Genomic DNA, 22,051 nt, shown 5'->3' with positions numbered 1-22,051 from the left:
ACTAAACACAATGAAATATTACAGTTTAAACCATAACGCACCCCAGGTTTCTTTTAAAGAAGCCGTAATACAAGGATTAGCAACTGATAAAGGATTGTATTTTCCGGAAAAAATCACACCATTACCAATAGATTTTTTTGACACTATCGAAAATTTAAGTAACGAAGAAATTGCTTTTGAGGCGATTCAACAATTTGTGGGCGACGAAATTCCGGCAGACACTTTAAAACAAATCATTGCCGAAACCTTATGTTTTGATTTCCCTGTGGTCGAAGTCGAAAAAGGCATTTATTCCCTTGAATTGTTTCATGGCCCAACGATGGCTTTCAAGGACGTAGGCGCGCGTTTCATGTCGCGTTGTTTAGGTTATTTTAATAAAGATAACGCCGACAGTAAAAACACAGTCTTGGTAGCGACTTCCGGCGATACGGGCGGAGCTGTGGCCAGTGGTTTCCTTGGCGTAAAAGGCGTTGAAGTGATCATCCTTTATCCTTCCGGGAAAGTGAGTGATATTCAAGAACGACAATTGACGACTTTAGGACAAAATATTAAAGCGCTAGAAGTGGACGGCGTTTTTGATGATTGTCAGGACATGGTAAAGAAAGCATTTCTGGACGAAAGTTTAAAACATAAAAACCTGACTTCGGCGAATTCGATAAATATTGCACGCTGGTTACCGCAAATGTTTTATTTCTTCTTTGCGTACAAAGCATTAAAAAAACAGAACAAACCATTAGTTTTCTCTTGTCCAAGTGGGAATTTTGGGAATATTTGCGCGGGAATTATTGCTAAAAAAATGGGATTGCCCATCGAACATTTTGTAGCTTCCACGAATGTGAATGATACCGTTCCGAGATTTTTAGAAAACGGAATTTACGACGCAAAACCTTCTATCGCTACGATTTCGAATGCGATGGATGTGGGGAATCCAAGTAATTTTATCCGAATTCAGGAAATGTATCATAATGATTTGGAGCAATTCAAAAAAGATTTTTCTTCGTTTACGTTCTCTGATGCACAGACTTTAGAAGCCATGAAATCCATTTACAATACTGACGGTTACATTGCAGAACCGCACGGAGCTGTTGGTTATTTAGGATTGAAAAAAGAATTACAAAATCACCCTAATGCAATTGGTATTTTCTTAGAAACTGCCCACCCAATAAAGTTTTTGGATACGGTTGAACCAACATTAAGCGTAACTCTGCCGATTCCAACCCAAATTGAAAGCGTATTAGGAAAGGAAAAAGTAAGCGTAAAAATTAAAACGTATGAGGATTTGAAAGCTTTTTTGGCGTAAAAATTATATGTTTATTTTTAAATACAAACCGACTGAGAAGTGATTTTTAGTCGGTTTTTTTTATAGGAATTCGTCAGATTTTTTTTTCATTATTAAATTAGTTTTCCGTAAGTAAATTTATTACGTTTGATATAATAAAATATTCTATTTACATGTCAAAGTCAAATGAATTAAGAGTTTATACTTATGTTCATAGCACAAAACGAATATAAAACATTTTAAAACCACATTAAAAACAATGACAGGAATTAAATTAAGTGAAAAACAAAAAGAAAGATTAAAAATCTTAGAACCTAAATTTAAAGATTCAATAAAAAGAAAAGATTTAGAAACTGCAAAAAGTTTGATTGTAGATATTCAAACGTTATTACGCCCTACAAAACATTTCAATAGAATTGTTCAAAATAAAAATAGCTTATATGAACTTACATTAGAATTAGGTCAAATAGAATTTTCAATTAGTGGTTTAATTTCGAATCGTTCTTCTGTTTCTAAAAATACAAGATTACATTTAGAAGCCACTTCATTATTAGCAATTTGTTATCTTAGAAAAAAAGATATTGAAAGTGCAAAACCATTGATAAAAGAAGTCTTAACAAACTATTCTTTTATAAAAACAGAAAGAACAAGGCGAGAATTTAGAGCAGAAATTATCGAAAGATTTGACGAAGAAACTGCTTTATACTCCCTTAAAGAAATTGGAATAGAAGCTTTTAGTGATGAGGAACTTGAGACAGAAGTTATTAGACTAATAACTTCGCAAAATGAATCCGAAATTTTTGAGCAAATTGGTAAATCTGTACCTGAAAACACAAAATATCTACTTTTTCAAGTACATGAATTCTCAACAAAACAATTACCTTCAGCAGAACGATTAGCTTTGCCTAGCCCTCAACAGAAAATAAAAGATGCAGAGGTAGGTAAAACTGTTTTTCAATCGATCAAACGGGTTGCTTACAATTCCCTTTGCAATCCAGAAAGTGAAATCTATAAAGTTTGGTTTCAAAATGGAATGAGTACTGTTTTATCAAAAGGTTATATTAGTATTGCTATTACGACTTGCTTAGCATCACTTGGCATTGGAATAAAATTAATAGCAGCATCAATAATTGCTTTAATAATAAAGTTTGGTCTAGAAGTATATTGCGAAAAATACAAACCTATAGAATTAATGGAATTGAGAAATAAATAAAAACTTCGTTAGCATAAATAAAACATAACGATACCCGATTGCGCTAATTTACCTAAATCGTTAGCCCAGTTTTGCAAACTGTACCCGCGATAATTAGTAAAAAATATAACTAATTACATAGCATCAACTGCAAAACAGGCTAAAAGATAATTTAGATCTGATTTTAGTTGCAAATTGAAATGGTCACAGTTTACAAAAGTGTGCTAACGATTGTATAAAAAAAGTGATTTAGATAAAATACTATGATTTATATTGTAATAGTCACGAGCGAGACGCTCGCGCTAGCAAATTAAATTATAGAACAATACTAAAAAACAAAATAAGCTACTGACTTAAAAGGATCTAGCTTTTTTTATACCTTGGCACTATAAAAACCAAACAGAAAAACGATGAACACAACAGAGCAAGTGTCACCAGAGCAAAAACAAACCAAGTTCCGAATCAAAAATATTTTTCTTCCGGACTACGAAAACTACGAAGGCGTTCGCCGGATCAATATTTATGTGATGCGGTTGTTTTTCGCATTAATGTTTGTTTTTGTTGCCACAGATTCTTGGACCGTTATTTTAACTCATGAAGGGGATTGGGATCCAACAAGAGCAGTTGCTTGGTGCTGTTGGGCGGCTTACTCCACACTGGCGCTTTTGGGCGTATTCCATACGTTGCGCATGTTACCCATTATGCTTTTTATGATTTTTTATAAAGGCCTTTGGCTTGCCGTCGTGGCATATCCGTTATGGTCCGCAGGTACACTTGAAGGTTCGCCAGCCGAAGGAATGGCGTATATGTTCTCCGGAATTATAATACCAATACTCTTTGTGCCTTGGAAATATGTATTCAAAAAATACATTTTATTCGATACAAAAAAGAAATCAGTATAGCATTTCAAAATACCTTCTAAAAATCAAAACGGCTGAGAAATTTCTCAGCCGTTTTAGTTGTATCACAATTTATTAAACTTGAATTGCTGTCCACCAATTGACTCCTCGTACATGAGTCCGCCTTTCTGCATGGTGAAAACCATCACGCCATTGGTATATTTTACATTTGCCGAAGCGCCTTCGGTTACTGCTACCGCTGAAGCTTGTGCGGAAAACTCGAATCGGCTTTCTTTAAATCGGTCCATTTCATTTTTGGATTCAAAAAATATCACTTCTCGATACGCTTGTCCTCCAGCCTGAAATCCTATGCTCACTTGCGATAACTTGGCCATACCAATTCTTTTGTTTTGTTCATAAACCACTCCATTACCCGCTGCTCCGCCTATACCAAGTCCGCCTTTGCCCACATTAGGAAATATGGCATAACCGTACGCTTTATCAAAAAGTGCCTTCATCAAAGGATCACTTTTTATAAATTCGGATTTTGCGGTTTCGCTATCGGCAATAATTTTATTCTTTTTGGCGGTCGTTTGCCCAAATATTGGTGCTGTGTTTAATACACAAACCATTATTATCACCAAAATACTATTTAAATTTTTCATAATTGTAACTATTAAATTGTTGAATTTATTTCTTTATCTAAAGGTAAAAAAAATATTTAATTAAATACAAAATATTGATTATCAATTATTTAATTAGTATTTTTCCAAATTAAAAGTTTAGATAATAATAAAGAAACAAGCTGATCACAAAACTAGTTATACCGAAAAAGGAACGAAATGGACCTGTAATTGTTAGTTCGTTTTTTCTACCTTTGAAAAACACAAAACCGTAGACTACTTCACATGATTACAAAAGCAACACTAGAGAACGTTTCGCAATTAAATACCTTGATTAATTCAGCCTATCGCGGGGAATCCTCTAAAAAAGGATGGACTACTGAGGCTAATATTTTAGATGGACTTAGAACGACTGAGGAAGAATTATCAGAAACGATTCTGAATCCAAAAAATACGGTTCTGAAATTTACGGACAACGACCAAATTATAGGTTGTGTTTTATTGGTTGAAAAAGAGAAGGAATTGTATTTAGGTATGCTGACCGTTTCCCCGGAATTGCAAAACAGTGGCGTTGGAAAAAAATTATTGCAGCAGGCAGAAATTCATGCGCAAGCATTGGGATTACCAAAAATTGTTATGACAGTGATTTCCGTTCGGGATGAACTTATTGCTTGGTACAAACGCAACGGTTATGAGGATACTGGCGCAAAAGAACCGTTTCCCGCAAGCGATGTTCATATTCCAATTACGGAAGAGCCTTTGGAATTTATTGTTTTAGAAAAAAAGATTAGATAAATTTTATTTATTGATTTTCAAATAATTAAACTTATTAACTTCATAGGTTCAATTCAAGTTTTTTTTAAACACATAGATTCATAGTTTTCATATATTTTATGAAGGCGTTTCACTTACTTGTAGTAAATCATAGCTTTGTTAACCCAAGCATTGGGCTATACTTATCTTTTTTTCTATGTTTCTTTGTGTTTATTTTTGATCCATTTTTCGGAATTCTAAATTTTGAATAATTGCATTCAACTGGTATTTTTTTAAATAAAATAAACTAACTTTAATAGTTCGTTTTTCTTTTATACATCAAAGGAATAGCAACTGAATCAATATTTTATAAGTATCAATTTTAAATCTCAATAAAATGGCAACTACTCCCAAAACTCTTGTTGTAAAAGATTTAGAAGAAAAATCAATTCTGGTTTCCAGAACATTTTCTGCGCCGGTTGAAAAAGTTTGGCGTGCGTTTACCGAAAGTGAATTATTAGAACAATGGTGGGCACCAAAGCCCTGGAAAGCCGAAACCAAATCGATGGACTTTTCTGTTGGAGGTTATTGGTTGTACGCCATGGTGGGCCCTGAAAATGATAAACATTGGGGACGCATGGATTATACAGCCATTACACCTCATTTAAGTTTTGAAATTAAAGATAGTTTTTGTGACGAAGAAGGAACTGTAAATACTTCGTTGCCGGTTTCCAAAGGAACAATTGTTTTTACCACAACTGATGCGGGGACTTTGGTCGAATTCAAGATGTTTTATTCCGATGAAAAAGAGATTGAAACCATGATTGAAATGGGCTTTGAACAAGGCATTACCGCTTGTTTGGAACAATTGGAAATGTTATTTGAAGAAAAGAAGATCTAGCGATAAGAAAATTTCGTTTAATCTTCTGGCAGCTCGCGTAAGGGATTGCGGCGGCATCCCACGCTTTTTAGCGTGGATACAGCCAAAAGCCCGACCCCAAAGTTGGAGATACGGGAATAGAAAAGGGAATTTTCTGCTTTGGGGTTACGCCAAAAAAAGGTTGCTACTTTGGAAATTACTATTCTGATTACTACTTTTTGCCACTCTATTAAAAAGCAATATATTAGTGCTGTTAAAATTATATCCAAAAAACGGTATCAAAATGCCCCAAACCAATCTTTTATGAAAAAAACAATACTATCCTTGCTCTTCCTTGGATTTTTTACCGCTTTGCATGCCCAACCACAAAAAGCTGCTACAACACCTGCCGCTCCAAAAGAAGAAAATTCAGCCGCAAATCTTATTTTCAATCCGGATTCGCAAGTGGTAACGGAACATGCTACGACTATCAAAGGTCAAAAAGTGTCCTATAAAGCTACAACTGGTACGATGCCCGTTTGGGACGAAGACGGAAAAGCAATTGCGGGTTTATTTTACACGTATTACGAACGTTCCGATGTAAAAGATCGTGCCGCCCGCCCTTTGGTAATTTCTTTTAATGGCGGTCCAGGATCGGCTTCGGTTTGGATGCAAATTGCCTATACGGGTCCAAGTTTAATCAATATCGACGATGAAGGATATCCGTTACAGCCTTATGGAATCAAGGAGAATCCATATTCGATTTTGGATGTTGCCGATATTGTTTTTGTAAATCCGGTCAATACCGCATATTCAAGAGCTACGAGTAAAGAAATACCAACTACTAAATTCTTTGGCGTAAATGCCGACATTAAATACCTCGCCGACTGGATTAATGGATTTGTATCCAGAACGAATCGTTGGGCTTCACCAAAATATTTGATTGGTGAAAGTTACGGTACTACACGCGTTTCCGGACTGGCGCTAGAATTACAAAACAGCGAATGGATGTACCTGAACGGCGTTATTTTAGTTTCACCAACTGAACTGGGAATCACTCGCGGAGTCGCCTCTGAAGCCGCACTGAAACTGCCATATTTTGCAGCAACGGCTTGGTATCACAAAATGCTGCCTTCTGATTTGCAAAATAAAGATTTAACTACCATGTTGCCTGAAGTGGAAGACTTTACCATCAATGAATTGCTTCCCGCAATGAGCAAAGGAGGCGCATTAGACGACCAAAAAAGAAAAGAAATTGCTGCTAAAATAGCGCGCTATTCCGGTCTTTCTGAGAAAGTGGTTTTACAAAATAATTTAGATGTGCCATATGATTATTTCTGGAAAGAATTGTTGCGAGATCAAGGTTTTACTGTTGGTAGATTAGATTCGCGCTACAAAGGAATTGACCGCAAAGCGGCTGGCGACGGACCTGATTTTAATGCGGAACTTACTTCTTGGTTGCACTCCTTTACTCCAGCCATCAATATGTACTTGCGCAATAATTTGAATTACAAAACCGATTTTAAATACAATATGTTTGGTTCTGTGCGACCTTGGGACGATTCCAATGATAAGACTGGGGAAAATCTGCGTCAGGCGATGGCACAAAATCCGTATCTGCATGTAATGGTTCAATCCGGATATTACGACGGCGCCTGCGATTATTTCAATTCGAAATACAACATGTGGCAAATGGATCCAAGCGGAAGACTAAATGACCGAATGTCCTGGAAAGGCTACAGAAGTGGACACATGATGTATTTGCGAAAAGTAGATTTGGAAACTGCCAATGAAGATATCAGACAATTTATAAAACAATCCTTGCCTAAAGCGGGAGAATCGGCAAAATATTAGTTTTAGTATAATTTTTATAAAAGTGCTGTTCAAAATGATTTTGGACAGCACTTTTTTGTTTTTTTAGAAATACATTGGTTAATAAAAAATCCATATCGGCGTTTACGGGTAAAACAAAGTCTACTTTTGTACTGTGAAAAAATCAGTTTCAATTATTGGAGGAGGACCCGCAGCACTTATACTTGCTGCATTATTGGATTGTAATAAATTCAAGGTTACTGTTTACGAGAAAAATAAAACACTAGGGAGGAAATTTCTGGTGGCCGGAAAAGGAGGATTTAACCTAACGCATTCGGAACCCATTGGGGAATTGATTGCGCGCTATACACCGCCTCATTTTCTGGAAAAAGCATTACTTGATTTTGATAATGAAGACTTTAGACATTGGATTGATTCGATTGGTATTCCAACCTACATCGGCAGTAGCAAACGCGTGTATCCTGAAAGTGGTATCAAACCCATAACTGTTCTCAACGCAATTCTAAATGTTCTAAATAAGCAAGGTGTTGCGATTGAATACCAACACACTTGGAAAGGTTGGACAAATGAAAAAGATATTGTTTTCAATACCGATACAACTATAAAATCCGACTATACCATTTTTGCTATGGGCGGAGGCAGCTGGAAAGTCACCGGTTCTGATGGTTCTTGGCTAGATTTATTTGAAATGCAAAGTATTCCTGTAGTTCCTTTTCAATCTTCAAATTGTGCGTATCGTGTGAATTGGCCGGAAGATTTTATTTTAGAACATGAAGGCAGTCCGCTTAAAAATATTGCGATTAGCTGTTTGAATAAAAAGCAAAAAGGCGAAGCGGTAATCACACGTTTTGGTTTAGAAGGAAATGCTATTTATGCGCTTAGTCCGCAAATACGGGAGGAATTGGAGAGCCAACAAAAAGCGACAGTTTTCTTGGATATGAAACCAACCTTACTTTATGATGATTTGCTTCAAAAGATTAAAAAATCAACCTTTAAAAAGACCAGCGAAACATTACAGAAAGAAGTAAAATTGAGTTCCGCACAGATTGGACTTTTAAAAAAATACCTTTCTAAAGAAACTTATTTGAATCCGGAGTTATTGGCGCAAAACATAAAAAAACTACCTATAGAAATTACCGATACTAGCCTTTTGAACGATGCCATATCCACAACAGGAGGCATTCAACTGAGTGCTGTGGATGAAAATTTTCAACTAAAAAACAAAAAAAGTAATTATTGTATCGGTGAAATGCTGGACTGGGATGCGCCCACTGGCGGTTATCTGCTGCAAGCTTGCTTTAGTATGGGGATGCATCTTGCACGTCACCTGAATAAGGTTTCTTAATTTTTTAATATTCCATTGTCGTCTGCAAAAAAATATTTTGTTTTTGAGAAATGACTTTCCAACAGTTTTAAAATTTATTTACAATACCATTTCCTCAAATAACCGTTGTGTGGTTTGTTCCAAATCATCACACAAACCCGGATGTGGTCTTGAGGTTTGAATGGCAGAACTGCGAAGTGCTGTCAACCAACGAAAACGCGATGGAATATCAAATTGCGCTATGGGTCCGCCAGATTTTTCGCCATGAGCCACTTTTGCAAATGCTTCTACATTTAAATGCAGTTGTTCCACATCCAAATCATCTGCAAAAAGTTGGAGTTTGGAATCATTAACAGAATATAAAACCTTAATAAACTTTGCTTTTTTACAAAAAAGAATAATACCCACATTGAGGAATTCTTCGCGTTCTACCCTTGGCACAACACGGATTATGGCATACTCATATAAGTGCTTTTCTTGCATTTTGTGCTTCGTTTATAAAAATTTCGGAATGGTTCAAACGTGTTCTTAAAAACTGAAAATAGACTTCCCGAATGGCTTCGGGAGTTTCATCGGTATCTTCCCAATTAAGCCAAACTTCCGGAATCAGATTTACGATATTTTGCAATACATCCTCAGATAATATTTTTTTGAAATTTACGTCTGTATCTGGCAACAAAGAAGCCTGAGGCAACAATACATGGTCTTTTATCAGTGCAAAAGGGCTTTGTGCATGCTTTTCCCAATTGGTCCAAGAATGATGAAAATAAAAACTGGCACCGTGATCAATCAGCCATAATTCTTTATGCCAAATTAACATATTGGTGTTTCTAAACGTTCTGTCCACGTTTGTAATAAAAGCATCCAACCAAACAATTTGCGAGGCCAGTTTTGGATCAACCAACGTGACAACAGGATCAAAATTTATGGCTCCTGATAAATAATGCAAAGCTAAATTAAGTCCTTGGCTGCCTTGAAGCAAGTCCTGAATTTCTTCGTCGGCTTCACTCCGTCCAAAAGCCTCGTCGAGATTTGCAAAAACGAGTTCGGGCATTTTTAGGTTTAAAACACGGGCTATTTCTCCGCCAATTAATTCGGCAATTAAGGCTTTTACGCCGTGTCCGGCACCTTTGAATTTCAATACATATTTAAAATCATCATCGGCTTCAGCTAACGCAGGCAAAGAACCGCCTTCCCGCAGCGGAGTGATGTATCGCGTAACATTTACGGTTCTAAGATGGGGTGTTTTTTCCATAATCGAATTGGATAAAGCAATTTTGCTTGGATACAAACTTACAAATAAGTGGTGTAAAATTCATTTAAGAATGTTATTTACTCCAATTTTTCTAAAGACAAAAAGGCTTTCCCAATATTCGCAATAACATCTGAAGCGATGAACGATTGATAGCCCGTTTCCGGTAAAGCAATATCAGCGGTTAAACCATGAAGATACACGCCAAGAATTGCAGCGGCTATAGGTTCATAGGATTGTGCCAACAAACTGGTAATCATTCCCGTCAAAACATCGCCAGTTCCTGCGGTTGCAAGCGCAGCATTTCCAGTGGTATTTTGATAGACAGTTTCGCCATCGATGATTTGAGTTGGCGCGCCTTTCATCACGATTATAACTTGATATTGTTTAGAGAAAGAGATTGCTTTCCTCATTTTCTCCTCTTCAGAATCCCATTTTCCAATTAATCGTTCCAGTTCTTTGGGATGTGGGGTAATGATCGTTTTGGGTTGTAGTAAAGCTAGTAATTTTTTGTTTTTGGAGATGATATTCAATGCATCAGCATCTACTACTAAAGGAATTCTATTCGTTTTCAAAAATTGATACAATGCGTTTTGGGTTTCTACGGCTTGACCTAATCCCGGACCAATTCCGATGGCCTGTGGTGTAATTTCGAAAGTAATATCAGAAATTATTTCCTCCTGAATATCTGTAAGAACTATAACTTCGGGAATTGCAGTTTGCAGAATTGTGTACCCACATTTTGGAATAAAAACGGTGACTAATCCGCAACCAGTTTTTAAGCAAGCTTTGGAAGATAAACTCACTGCTCCTATTTTGCCATAACTTCCGCCAATAATCAAAGCGTGTCCTTGAATGCCTTTGTGTGTATGTTTATCAGGTTGTTTGTAACGTTTCAGGATTTCTTTTTGGTCTATGTAAATAGGATTTGTCATGGAAATTTGTTTGGTTAAAATTACGGATTTTATAGGAAACAAATTCGTTAATGGAACCGAAATTTCCTAGCCCTGATAATAGCGGCATCTCCCGCTTTAGAAAAAGAAGGCTTTTTAGCCGTAGTTTTTGTTAAGCGGGAATAAAGCGGATAGCAGGAAATAGCTCCTAAAAATACTTATTATAAATCCTACAGTACAGATTGTTGCGAAAACGTTTGAATCTTGAAACTTTGCTAGGCTCCGCCTTTGTCACCCGAAATAAAATCAATAAATTAGCGACTTCAAATTTTATATAAAAACACAATGAAAAATACTGCGCTTACGCACATACACGAGAGTTTGGGAGCAAAAATGCTTCCGTTTGCCGGATACAATATGCCTATTTTATATGAAGGAGTCAATGCGGAACATGAAACGGTACGCAATGCCGTGGGTGTTTTTGACGTTTCTCACATGGGTGAATTTCTGCTTACTGGTCCAAATGCATTGGCATTGATTCAGAAAGTCACTTCAAATGATGCTTCGACTTTGACTATTGGAAAAGCACAATATTCTTGTTTGCCAAACAATGATGGTGGAATTGTGGATGATTTGCTGGTTTATAAAATGAAAGACGAGCAGTATTTATTAGTCGTAAATGCGTCGAATATTGACAAGGATTGGGATTGGATTTCGGCTCAAAATGATTTGGGTGTGGAGATGAAAAACTTATCGGATGATTATTCATTATTGGCCATTCAAGGACCAAAAGCGGTTGAAGCAATGCAATCGTTAACTTCAAAAGATTTATCTGCGATTCCATATTACCATTTTGAAGTGGGAGATTTTGCCGGTATCGAAAACGTAATTATTTCGGCTACAGGATATACGGGTTCTGGAGGTTTTGAGATTTATTGTAAAAATTCAGAAGTAGAACAAATTTGGAATAAAGTTTTTGAAGCGGGTGCGGCTTTTGGTATCAAGCCAATTGGTCTTGCGGCTCGTGACACGTTGCGATTGGAAATGGGTTTTTGTTTGTACGGAAATGACATCAACGACACTACTTCTCCACTGGAAGCTGGATTGGGATGGATCACAAAATTCACAAAAGAATTTACGAATTCTGAAAATCTAAAAAAACAAAAAGAAGCTGGAGTTACTAAAAAATTAGTCGCATTTGAAATGCAAGAACGTGCTGTGCCAAGACACGATTACGAGATTGTAGATGCTTCAGGGAATGTAATCGGGATTGTAACTTCGGGAACGATGTCGCCATCCATGAATAAAGGAATTGGAATGGGTTATGTAACTGTTGAAAATAGTGCCTTGGAAAGCGATATCTTTATCCGAATCCGTAAAAATGATGTTCCTGCCAAAGTGGTAAAATTACCTTTTTACAAGAAATAAAAATAAATGAAGAAACTTTCACTAGCATTTTTGCTTACTACATTTTCACTTTTTGGTCAAAATGACGCAAAAACTTGTGAAACACTTTCTAAAATAAACGCGTTATTACAACGTGAACATTATCAACCTAAACCGGTAGACGACAGTTTATCGGTTTTTGTTTTTGATGGTTTTTTGGATGCTTTGGATTCGAACCGAAACTTATTCACGAAGATTGAGTACGACAAATTATGCAAACACAGATTGCAACTTGACAATTATCTATTGCAAAATAATTGTTCTTTCATGAATGATTTTGTCGCCGTCTACACTTTGGCTTTGAACAGAAAAAAGAAAGTTTTAGAGAAAATACAGAAAGAACCATTTGATTACACTTCCAATGATTCAGTCAAATTTTCGAAGAAAAAATTTCCTTTTGATTTAGTTGCAACAGATTTAGAACGTATTTGGAAAAAGAGAATTCGATATGATATCCTGGAAGATATTTCGAAACTAAGTTCAAATTTAGATTCATTAAATCAAAATTTTGCCACTCTCGAAAAAACAACTAAAATAAAGTTATTTGATGCTAATTTGTGTCAGGTAAACAGTATTTTGGACATTAAAGGCCGAATAGAAAGTGATTTACACAACACTTTTTTGAATTTGTTTTGTACTTATTTTGACCCGCATTCTAATTATTTTTCTTTAGCTGCAAAATCCAGCTTCATGTCGGGTTTGTCCACCAGCACGTTATCATTAGGGCTGAATGTAGGTTTTAATGAGAAAGAAGAAATCGTTGTGCAAGAAATAGTTCCGGGCGGTCCCGCTGCAAAAACTGGTAAGTTTGAAAAAGATGACATCATTCTAGCCGTTTCCAATACCAAAGGAATCAGCTATACCGTTTCCTGTTCTTCTATTGAAAAAATTGGAGAATTGATTTTTTTAGATTCCAATACAGACATAGAATTAACCATTCAGAAAAAAAATGGAGCTGTCATGACTGTATTTCTTAGAAAGCAAGTGATGAAAGCAACGGATAATGTCGTCTATAGTTTTATTGCCGAAAAAAAAGCTAAAATTGGTTATATCAATATCCCCAGTTTTTATTCGGATTTTGATGGAAATTCCGTTCAAGGATGCGCTGATGATGTTGCCAAAGAAATTGTAAAACTTCAAAAAGACAACATCAAAGGATTAGTGATTGACCTCCAGAATAATGGTGGTGGCGCTATACAGGAAGCGATTAAATTAGCCGGAATGTTTATCGACATCGGTCCTTTATCCGTTTTAGTCGACAGCAAAGACCAGCAAACTATCTTGAAAGATTTTAATCGCGGCAGCGTTTACAATGGTCCTTTGGTAGTGCTGATAAATGGGAATTCTGCTTCAGCAAGCGAATTTTTTGCAGCAGCTATCCAAGATTACAACCGCGGAATAATAATCGGGAGCACCTCATTAGGAAAAGCTACAATGCAGGCTATTTTGCCTTTGGACGAAAAAAAACAACAGGATTTTGTGAAGGTAACTATTGAAAAATTCTACAGAGTTTCCGGTAAAAGCCATCAAATGCAAGGAATTATACCAGATATTGCGCTACCGATTTTATTTGACAGTATTACTTCTCGTGAAGACAGTTACAAAACGGCTTTAAAAAATGACATCATTACTACCAAAGCGAGATTCAGTCCGTTGCCACGAACTTATTTCCCACAACTAACAGCATTAAGCCAAACAAGAGTAAAAGCAAATGTTCGTTTTAATGAAATTAATACAGCAAATGAACAGATTAATGCACTTTATAACAATCCTAAAAAACCAACACGATTAGTTTTTAAAGATGTGTTTGACGATGTACATGAAATTGATTCCCTTTGGGAAAAAGTTAAAAAAATAGTAGAAAGTGAAAGTGATTTTACTCTTTCCAATACTTCGTATGATGTAGAAAATTTAAAATTTGACACTTTTCAGCAGGAAAGCAATGCGTATAAACTCAAAAATTTAAAAAACAGTCCTTATCTGGAAGAAGCAATTGCAATACTGAATGATTACAACACTATAACCAAATAAACCAATTCTAAAATATGAAACCAACCTTTACCTTGCTCTTACTTTTGCTTATTACAACTTTTACTAATGCTCAGGAATTCAAAACGCCTGTAGATTATTTGAATTATATCAGTAAGGAAACCGATATTATTGCCCGAACAACTTGGAAGTACACTTCGGCAGTGGCACACAGCAAGAATGCCCGAAAAATAGATGTTACTCGAAAAACATTAGTCAAAAGCATACAAACCGCAGCTAAAAAAATAGAAGCCCTTAAAGACGGCTACAAAGGTGATGTGGAATATAGAAATCAACTTCTAGCCTATCTGGCAATTTCTGAAAAGCAAATCAATCAGGAATATGACAAAATAATAAACATGCAGGAAGTTGCAGAACAATCCTATGACTTTATGGAAGCATATATTATGGCCAGAGATTTAGTGAATGCTAAAATCAATGAGGAAGTCGATAAATTGAATGCCAACCAAAAAATATTTGCTACCAAATATGGGATTCAAATTGGGGAGGATAAAAGTGAATTGGGCAAGAAAATGAAAATATCCAATGAAGTTTTCGAAAATCATACTCAATTATACCTGATCTTTTTCAAAGTGAATTTCACAGAGTCAGTATTGATGAAAGCGATTACTGATAACAATTTGAACGCAATTCAACAAAACAGCAATGCACTGGAACAGTATTCGAATGAAGGTTTAGAAAAACTAAAGACATTTCAACCTTATAAAAATGACTTAATGCTTGTAAATGCTACCAAAAAAGTATTGGAATTCAGTAAAAAAGAAGCGTTAGAATTTGCACCTGGAGTTGTTGCTTTTATGATGTTGAACCAAAAATTTCAGGAAAGCAAAAAGATTATGGACGACAAAGCAGCGAATGCAAGATCTAAAGCAGAAATTGATAATTTTAATTCGCTTGTAAATGCTTTGAATAAAGAAGTTGGAACTTACAACAAACTGAATACAAAGTTCAATACTGAGCGCTCCAATGCAATCAATAACTGGAATGCGACAGGAACAAATTTTATTTCGAAACACGTTCCAATTGATTAACAAAAATATTTGAAAAAATAACTAATAACTGTATTTTTGCAGTTCAAAATAAGAAATAGAAATGGGAAGAGCGTTTGAGTTTAGAAAAGGAAGAAAAATGAAACGTTGGTCAGCAATGGCCAAAGCATTTACCAGAATTGGAAAAGATATTGTAATGGCTGTAAAGGAAGGCGGACCAAATCCTGATGCCAACTCCAGATTAAGAGCTGTTATCCAGAACTCTAAGGCAGTAAATATGCCTAAAGAAAATGTGGAACGCGCCATAAAAAAAGCAACTGACAAAGACACAGCCAATTATAAAGAAGTTTTATTTGAAGGATATGCGCCTCATGGAATCGCAATTCTAGTGGAAACTGCAACTGATAATAATAACAGAACGGTAGCTAATGTTAGAAGTTACTTCAACAAATGCAACGGAACTATGGGAACTCAAGGTTCTGTAGAATTTATGTTTGATCACACCTGCAACTTTAGAATTCCTGCAAACGGAATTGATCCTGAAGAACTGGAGTTAGAATTAATCGATTTCGGTGCTGAGGAAGTTTTTGAAGATGAAGACGGTATCTTGATTTATGCTCCTTTTGGAAGTTTTGGAACCATCCAGAAAGAATTAGAAAACAGAGGATTGGAAATTCTTTCTTCTGGATTTGAAAGAATTCCACAGATTACAAAGAAATTATCGGAAGCAGAAATGGCTGACATCGAAAAGCTAATTGAAAAACTGGAGGAAGATGATGACGTAATGAACGTGTATCACACGATGGAAGAAGCTTAAAATTCGTTACAATTATACGTAAAACTCTAGCTTTGGCTGGAGTTTTTTTTGTTTCACAATTTATGATCTAACTATATAACTTCTGCCATTTCACTTTTTCTGAAGTTTTCAAGAAAAAAATCAATAGTATTTCAAAACAATTTTTAATCAGCTTTTGCATTCAAATTACTGTATGAATACCTTTTAAATAATAGACTTTAACTAAAAACAAAGGATTTAGCAAACGAGTATTTTTTAATATCTTTTTTACTGCTACCAAGTTTCTTATCTTTGCTAACTTTTGCGAAATGCAACGCCTCAAAAACAAGCGAAACATAAAACCATTAGAAACACAATTATTTTTTGTGAAAATTTTCTCCAAAAGATGATTCTTGATTGAATGAGTTTAGTAGAAAGCAAATTATTCCCAATACAGAATATCGTTCTAAGGAACGCTTAAAATTATAACATATATGACAAACAATATTCTAATTGAAAATCAATATAAAAGAACCAGTTTATTTGAAAAAGAAAATGTAGACTATTTAGTTCGCATTTTAAAAAGATTCAATACCGTACCAAAGATAAATAACATTAACATTATCACTTCAACCAGTGAGCCTACTATTTTCAAAATTGTACCTAATAAATCAATTATAATTGGTTCCTCTTTTTTGAACAAACCTATTTTAGCTTTAGTCTATTTAAGATATGGAATCGAATGGCAGCTATGGTACAAAGCTTTGAACGCCGAGAAAAAAGATGTTGTTTTATGTGATATTGCAGCTCTTGAAGTAATCAGAATATTTTATAATTTACTGCCAAAAGATGATAAAGAAAAATTAGAAAATCTTGATTATGTTCTAATTAATTTAATCAAAAATGACATCCATCTAAATGCTGAATCTTCACTGATAAATGAAGAGCTTCAATCTTTTCATGGTTTAAAAAATTCTAACACTGAACTCAAAGAATCTTGGAAACCTATTGTCGAAAATCTTGCAAAACCTACAGAATATATGTTGATGTCTGGTGGTGATCTTCGATTGAATATCGACGAAATTCATTTACTAAACAAATACGGATGTCGCCCATTCCCAAGACCTGATGCATTTACTTTTGCTTCTTCTACGGCGTCGAGCGTTTCTAATTTTGCTTTTGATAAAACAGATAAAGTAAGAAGTATATTGATTAGAAATAGCCTAAAAAAAGGTTTTCAAGATACTACAATCGAGTTTTCTGAATTGCTAAAAAACAACCTTAGACACATATTTAAATTAAATGAGGAATGTGAAATAATTTTTTCACCGTCAGGTACTGATTCTTCTCTTCAAATAGCAGCCATAACGCAAATTATTTCCGACAAAGAAATTACACATATTCTCGTTGCTTCTGATGAAACTGGTAGCGGTGTGGCGGCGGCCTTAAAAGGGTGTCATTTTGAAAACACTACTGCTTTAAATCATCCAATTAAAAAAGACACTAAAATAGAAGGTTTTAGAGATGTTGATTTAATACAAATTCCTTTTAGAGATCAAAATGGAGCATTAAAATCTTCTAATCAATTAGATCAGGAAGTATTTGATGCCGTTATAAAGACCAAAAATCAAGGCAGGCATATAGTGTTACATACTATGGACCAATCAAAACTAGGATATCAATCTCCCAGCGACGAATTTATTAAAAAACTAAATACACTTGAAGATTTATCAATTCAAATAATTGTAGATGGCTCACAGCTAAGATTAGATCCAAAAGACATACAAAATTATTTAAATAAAGGATATATTGTCACCATAACAGGGAGTAAATTCTTCACTGGCCCTCCATACTGCGGTGCATTAATTTTACCTAAAAATGTCAATAAATTAATTCAATCTGTAAAAAACACATTACCCAAAGGTTTAACCCAATATTATAATCGTTCTGATTGGCCGACTTCCTGGTTTTGTTCCAATGAATTATCTGACGGCTACAACTATGGTTCTTATATGCGCTGGAACGCTGCCGTGGTTGAAATGGACAGGTATTACAAAACACCTATTTTATATCGAAATATGGGTATTGAGATGTTTTGCAATTTTGTGGATGACTCCATAAAAGAAGCTACTTTTTTACAGCCTATTTATGGGGACGAAACAAAAACCAAGAGCTACAGCAGTAAAGAATTTGGAATAAGAAATATCCGTACTATTTTTCCTTTCTTTATTTTTAAAAACAATGAAGTATTATCTGTTGATAAAGTAAAGAAATTATACACTTTATTAAATTCTGATTTATCTGATCAGTTTGAAGGTTCTTCTTTAGAAATCATTCGACTTGCTGCCCAAAAATGTCATATTGGTCAAGCAGTTAATGTAAAATATACTACTGAAATTGAAAGTGCTATTTTAAGAATTAGTTTGGGTGCAAGAGTTATTTCTGAAAGTTGGGTCAATAGAGATATTAGCCTCTTTTTTAGAAACATAGAACTGCAAATGAGTCAGATCACAATCACTATTAAAAAAATTGAATTGATACTTAATAATCCTGAATTATTGGATTAAATAAAAAAGTGTTCTTATATAAACTCAATAAAAAAGTCCCATTCGCAAAAGCAGATGGGACTTTTTCATTTATAATTTTTAACTTATTTTATCATTTCAATTTTTTGAACTTCTTCTTCGTTGATGCTGTCAAAGAAACCTTGTTCGTTCATCCAATCATCGCTAAATACTTTACTCATGTAACGAGAACCGTGATCAGGAAAAATTGCGATTACATTACTGTTGGCATCAAATTCACCTTCTTCTGCATATTGTCTTATCGCTTGCATTACTGCTCCTGAAGTATATCCAACAAATAAACCTTCTTTTCTAGTGATTTCTCGGGCAGCATGAGCGCTTTCCTCATCCGTCACTTTCATGAACTTATCAATAATATCAAAATCCGTTGCAGATGGAATCAAATTTTTTCCCAGACCTTCTATTCTGTATGGGTAAATCTCATCATTATCAAATTCTCTGGTTTCATGATATTTTTTCAATACAGAACCAAAAGCATCCACTCCAAGAATTCTAATATTGGGATTCTGTTCTTTTAAGTATTTTGCAGTACCTGAAATAGTTCCTCCAGTTCCACTACAAGCAATTAAGTGTGTAATTGCTCCGTTAGTTTGTTTCCAAATTTCCGGACCGGTAGACTTATAATGTGCATCAACATTCAACTCATTGAAATACTGATTGATATAAACAGAACCTTTCGTTTCTTCGTGCAAACGTTTGGCTACGTTATAATAAGAACGTTCATCATCAGCAGAAACATGTGCCGGACAAACATACACTTTAGCACCTAAGCTGCGAAGCATGTCTATTTTATCTTTAGATGATTTAGAACTAACAGCAAGAATGCAGTTGTAGCCTTTTATGATACTGACCATTGCTAAACTGAAACCCGTATTACCGGAAGTGGTTTCAATAATGGTATCACCCGGAGATAAAATACCTTTCTTTTCAGCTTCTTCAATTATGTATAATGCTATTCTATCTTTTGAGGAATGTCCTGGATTAAAAGCTTCTACTTTAGCGTAAAAATTTCCTTCTAAATTTTCAGTAACTTTATTTAGCTTAATAAGTGGAGTATTACCTATTAATTCTAAGACATTATTATAAGCTGTTATTTCTTTTTTCATAAAAAAATAGTTAGTCGTGGCAATTTTACATTAAACACGAATGTTGCAAATCTAACAAAAAAAATCTAATTAGTTTTTAATTCCTTCTAAATCTAATAAAAAACTATATTCTTTTGCTAATTCCTTTAGAGCTTCAAATCGTCCTGAAGCGCCACCGTGACCGGCATCCATATTCGTATTAAGATATAAAACAGTATCATTTGTTTTTAGGGTTCGTAGCTTTGCAACCCACTTTGCAGGCTCCCAATACTGAACTTGAGAATCATGTAGTCCGGTAGAAACAAACATATTTGGGTATTTTTGAGCCTTTACATTGTCATAAGGCGAATACGATAACATATAATCGTACGATTTTTTCTCGTTTGGATTTCCCCACTCATCATATTCTCCAGTTGTAAGCGGAATAGTGTCATCAAGCATAGTTGTAATTACATCTACAAAAGGCACTTGAGCAATCACTCCGTTATACAATTCCGGCGCCATATTGACTACTGCTCCCATTAACAATCCTCCTGCAGAACCGCCTTCAGCATATAAATGCTTTGGTGAAGTATATTTTTCTTGAATCAAAAACTTGGAACAATCAATAAAATCAGTGAATGTGTTTTTCTTTTTCAATAATTTTCCGTCCTCATACCATTGTCTTCCTAAATCCTCGCCACCGCGAATGTGTGCTATTGCAAAAACAAATCCTCGATCCAAAATCGACAAACGTGTTGATGAAAAATAAGCATCCATTGTCACTCCGTACGAACCATACGCATAAAGCAATACCGGATTATTCCCGTCTTTTTTCAATCCTTTGCGATAAACCATTGAAATTGGCACTTTGGTTCCATCAGTTGCTGTAGCCCAAACACGCTCTTCGATATAATTATTTTTATCAAATTTGCCTCCTAGAACTTGTTGCTCTTTCTTGATTTCTTTCTCCTTGGTTTTCATATTAAAATCAATAACCGAAGATGGTGTAGCCAATGATTGATAGCTGTAACGTAAAATATCAGTGTCAAAATCTACATTTGTGGTTGTGTAAGCACTATATGTTTCGCTCCCAAAAGGCAAATAATACTCTCCTTCTCCACTCCAAGGCATAATACGAATGTGATTCAAACCATTAGAACGTTCTTCTACAACAAGATAATTACTAAAAATCTCAATATCTTCCAGTAAAACATCTTTTCTATGTGCGATTACATCTTTCCAATTTTCTTTTGCAGTAGCGTTCTCCGGCGTTTTCATCAACTTGAAGTTAGTCGCTTTGTCCTTATTGGTCATGATGTAAAAAGAATCACCAAAATGAGAAATACTGTATTCTAATCCGCGAACCCTTGGTTGAAAAACCACAAATTCTCCGTCTGGATTATCTGAATTTAAAATTCTATATTCAGTAGTTAAAGTACTTCCAGAACCTATAACAATGTATTTTTTTGATTTTTCTTTACCCACAGAAACGTTGAATGTATCATCTTTTTCATTAAAAACCAATACATCATCGGCAGCGTCTGTGGCTAATTTATGTTTGAAAACTTTATCAGAACGCAACGTAACTTTATCTTGTCTGGTGTAAAATATCGTTTTGTTATCATTCGCCCAAACTGAACTTCCGGTAGCATTTTCAATCTTATCCGAAAGAATTTCTCCTGTTTCAAGATTTTTGATTTGTATTGTGTAAATGCGTCTTCCCACAGTATCAATACCAAAGCTCGCAAATTTATTATCCGGACTCACGCTCAAACCGCCCAATTGAAAGTAAGTTTGCCCTTTGGCCAAGTCATTACAGTTGAATAAAATTTCCTCATTAGCGGTAAGACTTCCTTTTTTTCTGGAATAAATAGGATAATCTTTTCCGGTTTCAAAACGCGTTATGTAATAATAACCATTGTATAAATAAGGAACTGATTGGTCTTCTTCCTTGATGCGGGCTTTCATTTCTTCGTATAATTCTTTCTGAAAACCTTTCGTATCCGCAGTCATAGCGTCATAATAGGTATTTTCCTGATTCAAATAATCGATTACTTCAGGATTCTCTCTGTCGTTTAACCAGAAATAATTATCTACTCTTTTTTCGTTATGTTTTTCTAAAGTTTTTGGGATTATTTTAGCTATTGGAGTTGGAATATTTTTTGACATTTTTTGTGCTTTAATTTTAGTATTTGATGCTGCAAAAATAACACAAAGACAACTGAGGATGAGTTTATTTTTCATGAATATTTTATTGATTATGACTATGCAATATAGTAATTTTGTAAATCAA

The 22,051-nt window shown here is 35.0% G+C and carries 18 protein-coding genes; 12 read left to right on the top strand and 6 right to left on the bottom strand.

From position 1 onward, the window contains the following. The first annotated feature begins 10 nt into the window (after positions 1–10). The 3 genes from thrC to DR980_RS09875 all read left to right on the top strand — a co-directional run bounded on the left by thrC (position 11) and on the right by DR980_RS09875 (position 3,373). Positions 11–1,300 carry a threonine synthase gene (gene thrC / locus DR980_RS09885; RefSeq protein ID WP_113635606.1) on the top strand — a complete coding sequence of 430 codons (1,290 nt, stop codon included), beginning with the start codon at positions 11–13 and terminating at the stop codon, positions 1,298–1,300. Positions 1,301–1,538: 238 nt separating this feature from the next. Continuing rightward, positions 1,539–2,492: a hypothetical protein gene (locus tag DR980_RS09880; RefSeq protein WP_113635605.1), complete on the top strand. Its 954-nt coding sequence runs from the start codon at positions 1,539–1,541 to the stop codon at positions 2,490–2,492. Between the two features lie 389 nt (positions 2,493–2,881). Beyond that, the gene (locus tag DR980_RS09875) at positions 2,882–3,373 is read left to right on the top strand and encodes a hypothetical protein (protein WP_113635603.1); all 492 of its coding nucleotides are present in this window, start codon (positions 2,882–2,884) and stop codon (positions 3,371–3,373) included. A 62-nt stretch (positions 3,374–3,435) separates the two neighbouring features. On the opposite strand, the gene DR980_RS09870 is transcribed toward DR980_RS09875, so the two are convergent. After that, positions 3,436–3,975: a lipid-binding SYLF domain-containing protein gene (locus DR980_RS09870; protein ID WP_113635601.1), complete on the bottom strand. Its 540-nt coding sequence runs from the start codon at positions 3,973–3,975 to the stop codon at positions 3,436–3,438. A 243-nt stretch (positions 3,976–4,218) separates the two neighbouring features. On the opposite strand from DR980_RS09870, the gene DR980_RS09865 reads away from it, so the two are divergent. The 4 genes from DR980_RS09865 (at position 4,219) to DR980_RS09845 (ending at position 8,723) form a co-directional block, all read left to right on the top strand. After that, the gene (locus tag DR980_RS09865; RefSeq protein WP_113635599.1) at positions 4,219–4,728 is read left to right on the top strand and encodes a GNAT family N-acetyltransferase; all 510 of its coding nucleotides are present in this window, start codon (positions 4,219–4,221) and stop codon (positions 4,726–4,728) included. 355 nt (positions 4,729–5,083) lie between these two features. Further along, entirely contained in the window at positions 5,084–5,587 is a 504-nt protein-coding gene (locus tag DR980_RS09860; protein WP_113635597.1) for an SRPBCC family protein, read from the top strand. A 282-nt stretch (positions 5,588–5,869) separates the two neighbouring features. Continuing rightward, a complete protein-coding gene (locus tag DR980_RS09850; RefSeq protein WP_113635733.1) occupies positions 5,870–7,399 on the top strand; it encodes a S10 family peptidase in 1,530 nt (509 codons plus the stop codon). 133 nt (positions 7,400–7,532) lie between these two features. Continuing rightward, complete coding sequence (locus DR980_RS09845; RefSeq protein ID WP_113635592.1) at positions 7,533–8,723, top strand: BaiN/RdsA family NAD(P)/FAD-dependent oxidoreductase; 1,191 nt, start codon at positions 7,533–7,535, stop codon at positions 8,721–8,723. A 78-nt stretch (positions 8,724–8,801) separates the two neighbouring features. On the opposite strand, the gene DR980_RS09840 is transcribed toward DR980_RS09845, so the two are convergent. The 3 genes from DR980_RS09840 to DR980_RS09830 all read right to left on the bottom strand — a co-directional run bounded on the left by DR980_RS09840 (position 8,802) and on the right by DR980_RS09830 (position 10,889). Further along, positions 8,802–9,185, bottom strand: a complete 384-nt coding sequence (locus DR980_RS09840; RefSeq protein WP_113635590.1) for a DUF3037 domain-containing protein — start codon at positions 9,183–9,185, stop codon at positions 8,802–8,804. Continuing rightward, positions 9,163–9,957: a HipA family kinase gene (locus tag DR980_RS09835; RefSeq protein ID WP_113635588.1), complete on the bottom strand. Its 795-nt coding sequence runs from the start codon at positions 9,955–9,957 to the stop codon at positions 9,163–9,165. The genes DR980_RS09840 and DR980_RS09835 overlap by 23 nt, the downstream gene beginning before the upstream one ends. Positions 9,958–10,034: 77 nt before the next feature. After that, entirely contained in the window at positions 10,035–10,889 is an 855-nt protein-coding gene (locus DR980_RS09830; RefSeq protein ID WP_113635586.1) for an NAD(P)H-hydrate dehydratase, read from the bottom strand. Positions 10,890–11,192: 303 nt separating this feature from the next. Here DR980_RS09830 and gcvT point away from each other — a divergent pair, with 303 nt between their 5' ends. The 5 genes from gcvT (at position 11,193) to DR980_RS09805 (ending at position 18,673) form a co-directional block, all read left to right on the top strand. Next, positions 11,193–12,275, top strand: coding sequence for a glycine cleavage system aminomethyltransferase GcvT (gcvT, locus tag DR980_RS09825; protein WP_113635584.1), 1,083 nt, complete (start codon positions 11,193–11,195; stop codon positions 12,273–12,275). Between the two features lie 6 nt (positions 12,276–12,281). Further along, positions 12,282–14,324, top strand: coding sequence for a carboxy terminal-processing peptidase (locus DR980_RS09820; protein ID WP_113635582.1), 2,043 nt, complete (start codon positions 12,282–12,284; stop codon positions 14,322–14,324). Positions 14,325–14,338: 14 nt separating this feature from the next. Beyond that, a complete protein-coding gene (locus tag DR980_RS09815) occupies positions 14,339–15,373 on the top strand; it encodes an LIC11966 family surface protein (protein WP_113635580.1) in 1,035 nt (344 codons plus the stop codon). Between the two features lie 61 nt (positions 15,374–15,434). Further along, the gene (locus tag DR980_RS09810; RefSeq protein ID WP_113635578.1) at positions 15,435–16,148 is read left to right on the top strand and encodes a YebC/PmpR family DNA-binding transcriptional regulator; all 714 of its coding nucleotides are present in this window, start codon (positions 15,435–15,437) and stop codon (positions 16,146–16,148) included. A gap of 452 nt (positions 16,149–16,600) precedes the next feature. After that, entirely contained in the window at positions 16,601–18,673 is a 2,073-nt protein-coding gene (locus tag DR980_RS09805; RefSeq protein WP_113635576.1) for a hypothetical protein, read from the top strand. Positions 18,674–18,756: 83 nt separating this feature from the next. Here DR980_RS09805 and DR980_RS09800 read toward each other — a convergent pair whose 3' ends face one another. After that, a complete protein-coding gene (locus DR980_RS09800) occupies positions 18,757–19,797 on the bottom strand; it encodes a PLP-dependent cysteine synthase family protein (protein ID WP_113635574.1) in 1,041 nt (346 codons plus the stop codon). Between the two features lie 69 nt (positions 19,798–19,866). After that, positions 19,867–21,927: a S9 family peptidase gene (locus DR980_RS09795; protein ID WP_113635731.1), complete on the bottom strand. Its 2,061-nt coding sequence runs from the start codon at positions 21,925–21,927 to the stop codon at positions 19,867–19,869. Between the last annotated feature and the right edge of the window lie 124 nt (positions 21,928–22,051).

The organism is Flavobacterium psychrolimnae, assembly GCF_003312425.1.
GTDB classification, from domain to species: Bacteria; Bacteroidota; Bacteroidia; order Flavobacteriales; family Flavobacteriaceae; genus Flavobacterium; species Flavobacterium psychrolimnae.
The sequence above is the reverse complement of the archived record's forward strand: the minus strand, read 5'-3'. Positions and strand labels throughout refer to the sequence as shown.

Bases quoted from the DNA above. Each gene is read 5' to 3' on its own strand.
- DR980_RS09850 (WP_113635733.1), top strand. From the start codon at position 5,870: ATGAAAAAAACAATACTATCCTTGCTCTTCCTTGGATTTTTTACCGCT.
- DR980_RS09860 (WP_113635597.1), top strand. From the start codon at position 5,084: ATGGCAACTACTCCCAAAACTCTTGTTGTAAAAGATTTAGAAGAAAAA.
- thrC (WP_113635606.1), top strand. From the start codon at position 11: ATGAAATATTACAGTTTAAACCATAACGCACCCCAGGTTTCTTTTAAA.
- DR980_RS09795 (WP_113635731.1), bottom strand. From the start codon at position 21,927: ATGTCAAAAAATATTCCAACTCCAATAGCTAAAATAATCCCAAAAACT.
- DR980_RS09830 (WP_113635586.1), bottom strand. From the start codon at position 10,889: ATGACAAATCCTATTTACATAGACCAAAAAGAAATCCTGAAACGTTAC.
- DR980_RS09875 (WP_113635603.1), top strand. From the start codon at position 2,882: ATGAACACAACAGAGCAAGTGTCACCAGAGCAAAAACAAACCAAGTTC.
- DR980_RS09800 (WP_113635574.1), bottom strand. From the start codon at position 19,797: ATGAAAAAAGAAATAACAGCTTATAATAATGTCTTAGAATTAATAGGT.
- DR980_RS09865 (WP_113635599.1), top strand. From the start codon at position 4,219: ATGATTACAAAAGCAACACTAGAGAACGTTTCGCAATTAAATACCTTG.
- gcvT (WP_113635584.1), top strand. From the start codon at position 11,193: ATGAAAAATACTGCGCTTACGCACATACACGAGAGTTTGGGAGCAAAA.
- DR980_RS09805 (WP_113635576.1), top strand. From the start codon at position 16,601: ATGACAAACAATATTCTAATTGAAAATCAATATAAAAGAACCAGTTTA.
- DR980_RS09820 (WP_113635582.1), top strand. From the start codon at position 12,282: ATGAAGAAACTTTCACTAGCATTTTTGCTTACTACATTTTCACTTTTT.
- DR980_RS09815 (WP_113635580.1), top strand. From the start codon at position 14,339: ATGAAACCAACCTTTACCTTGCTCTTACTTTTGCTTATTACAACTTTT.
- DR980_RS09835 (WP_113635588.1), bottom strand. From the start codon at position 9,957: ATGGAAAAAACACCCCATCTTAGAACCGTAAATGTTACGCGATACATC.
- DR980_RS09840 (WP_113635590.1), bottom strand. From the start codon at position 9,185: ATGCAAGAAAAGCACTTATATGAGTATGCCATAATCCGTGTTGTGCCA.
- DR980_RS09870 (WP_113635601.1), bottom strand. From the start codon at position 3,975: ATGAAAAATTTAAATAGTATTTTGGTGATAATAATGGTTTGTGTATTA.
- DR980_RS09880 (WP_113635605.1), top strand. From the start codon at position 1,539: ATGACAGGAATTAAATTAAGTGAAAAACAAAAAGAAAGATTAAAAATC.
- DR980_RS09810 (WP_113635578.1), top strand. From the start codon at position 15,435: ATGGGAAGAGCGTTTGAGTTTAGAAAAGGAAGAAAAATGAAACGTTGG.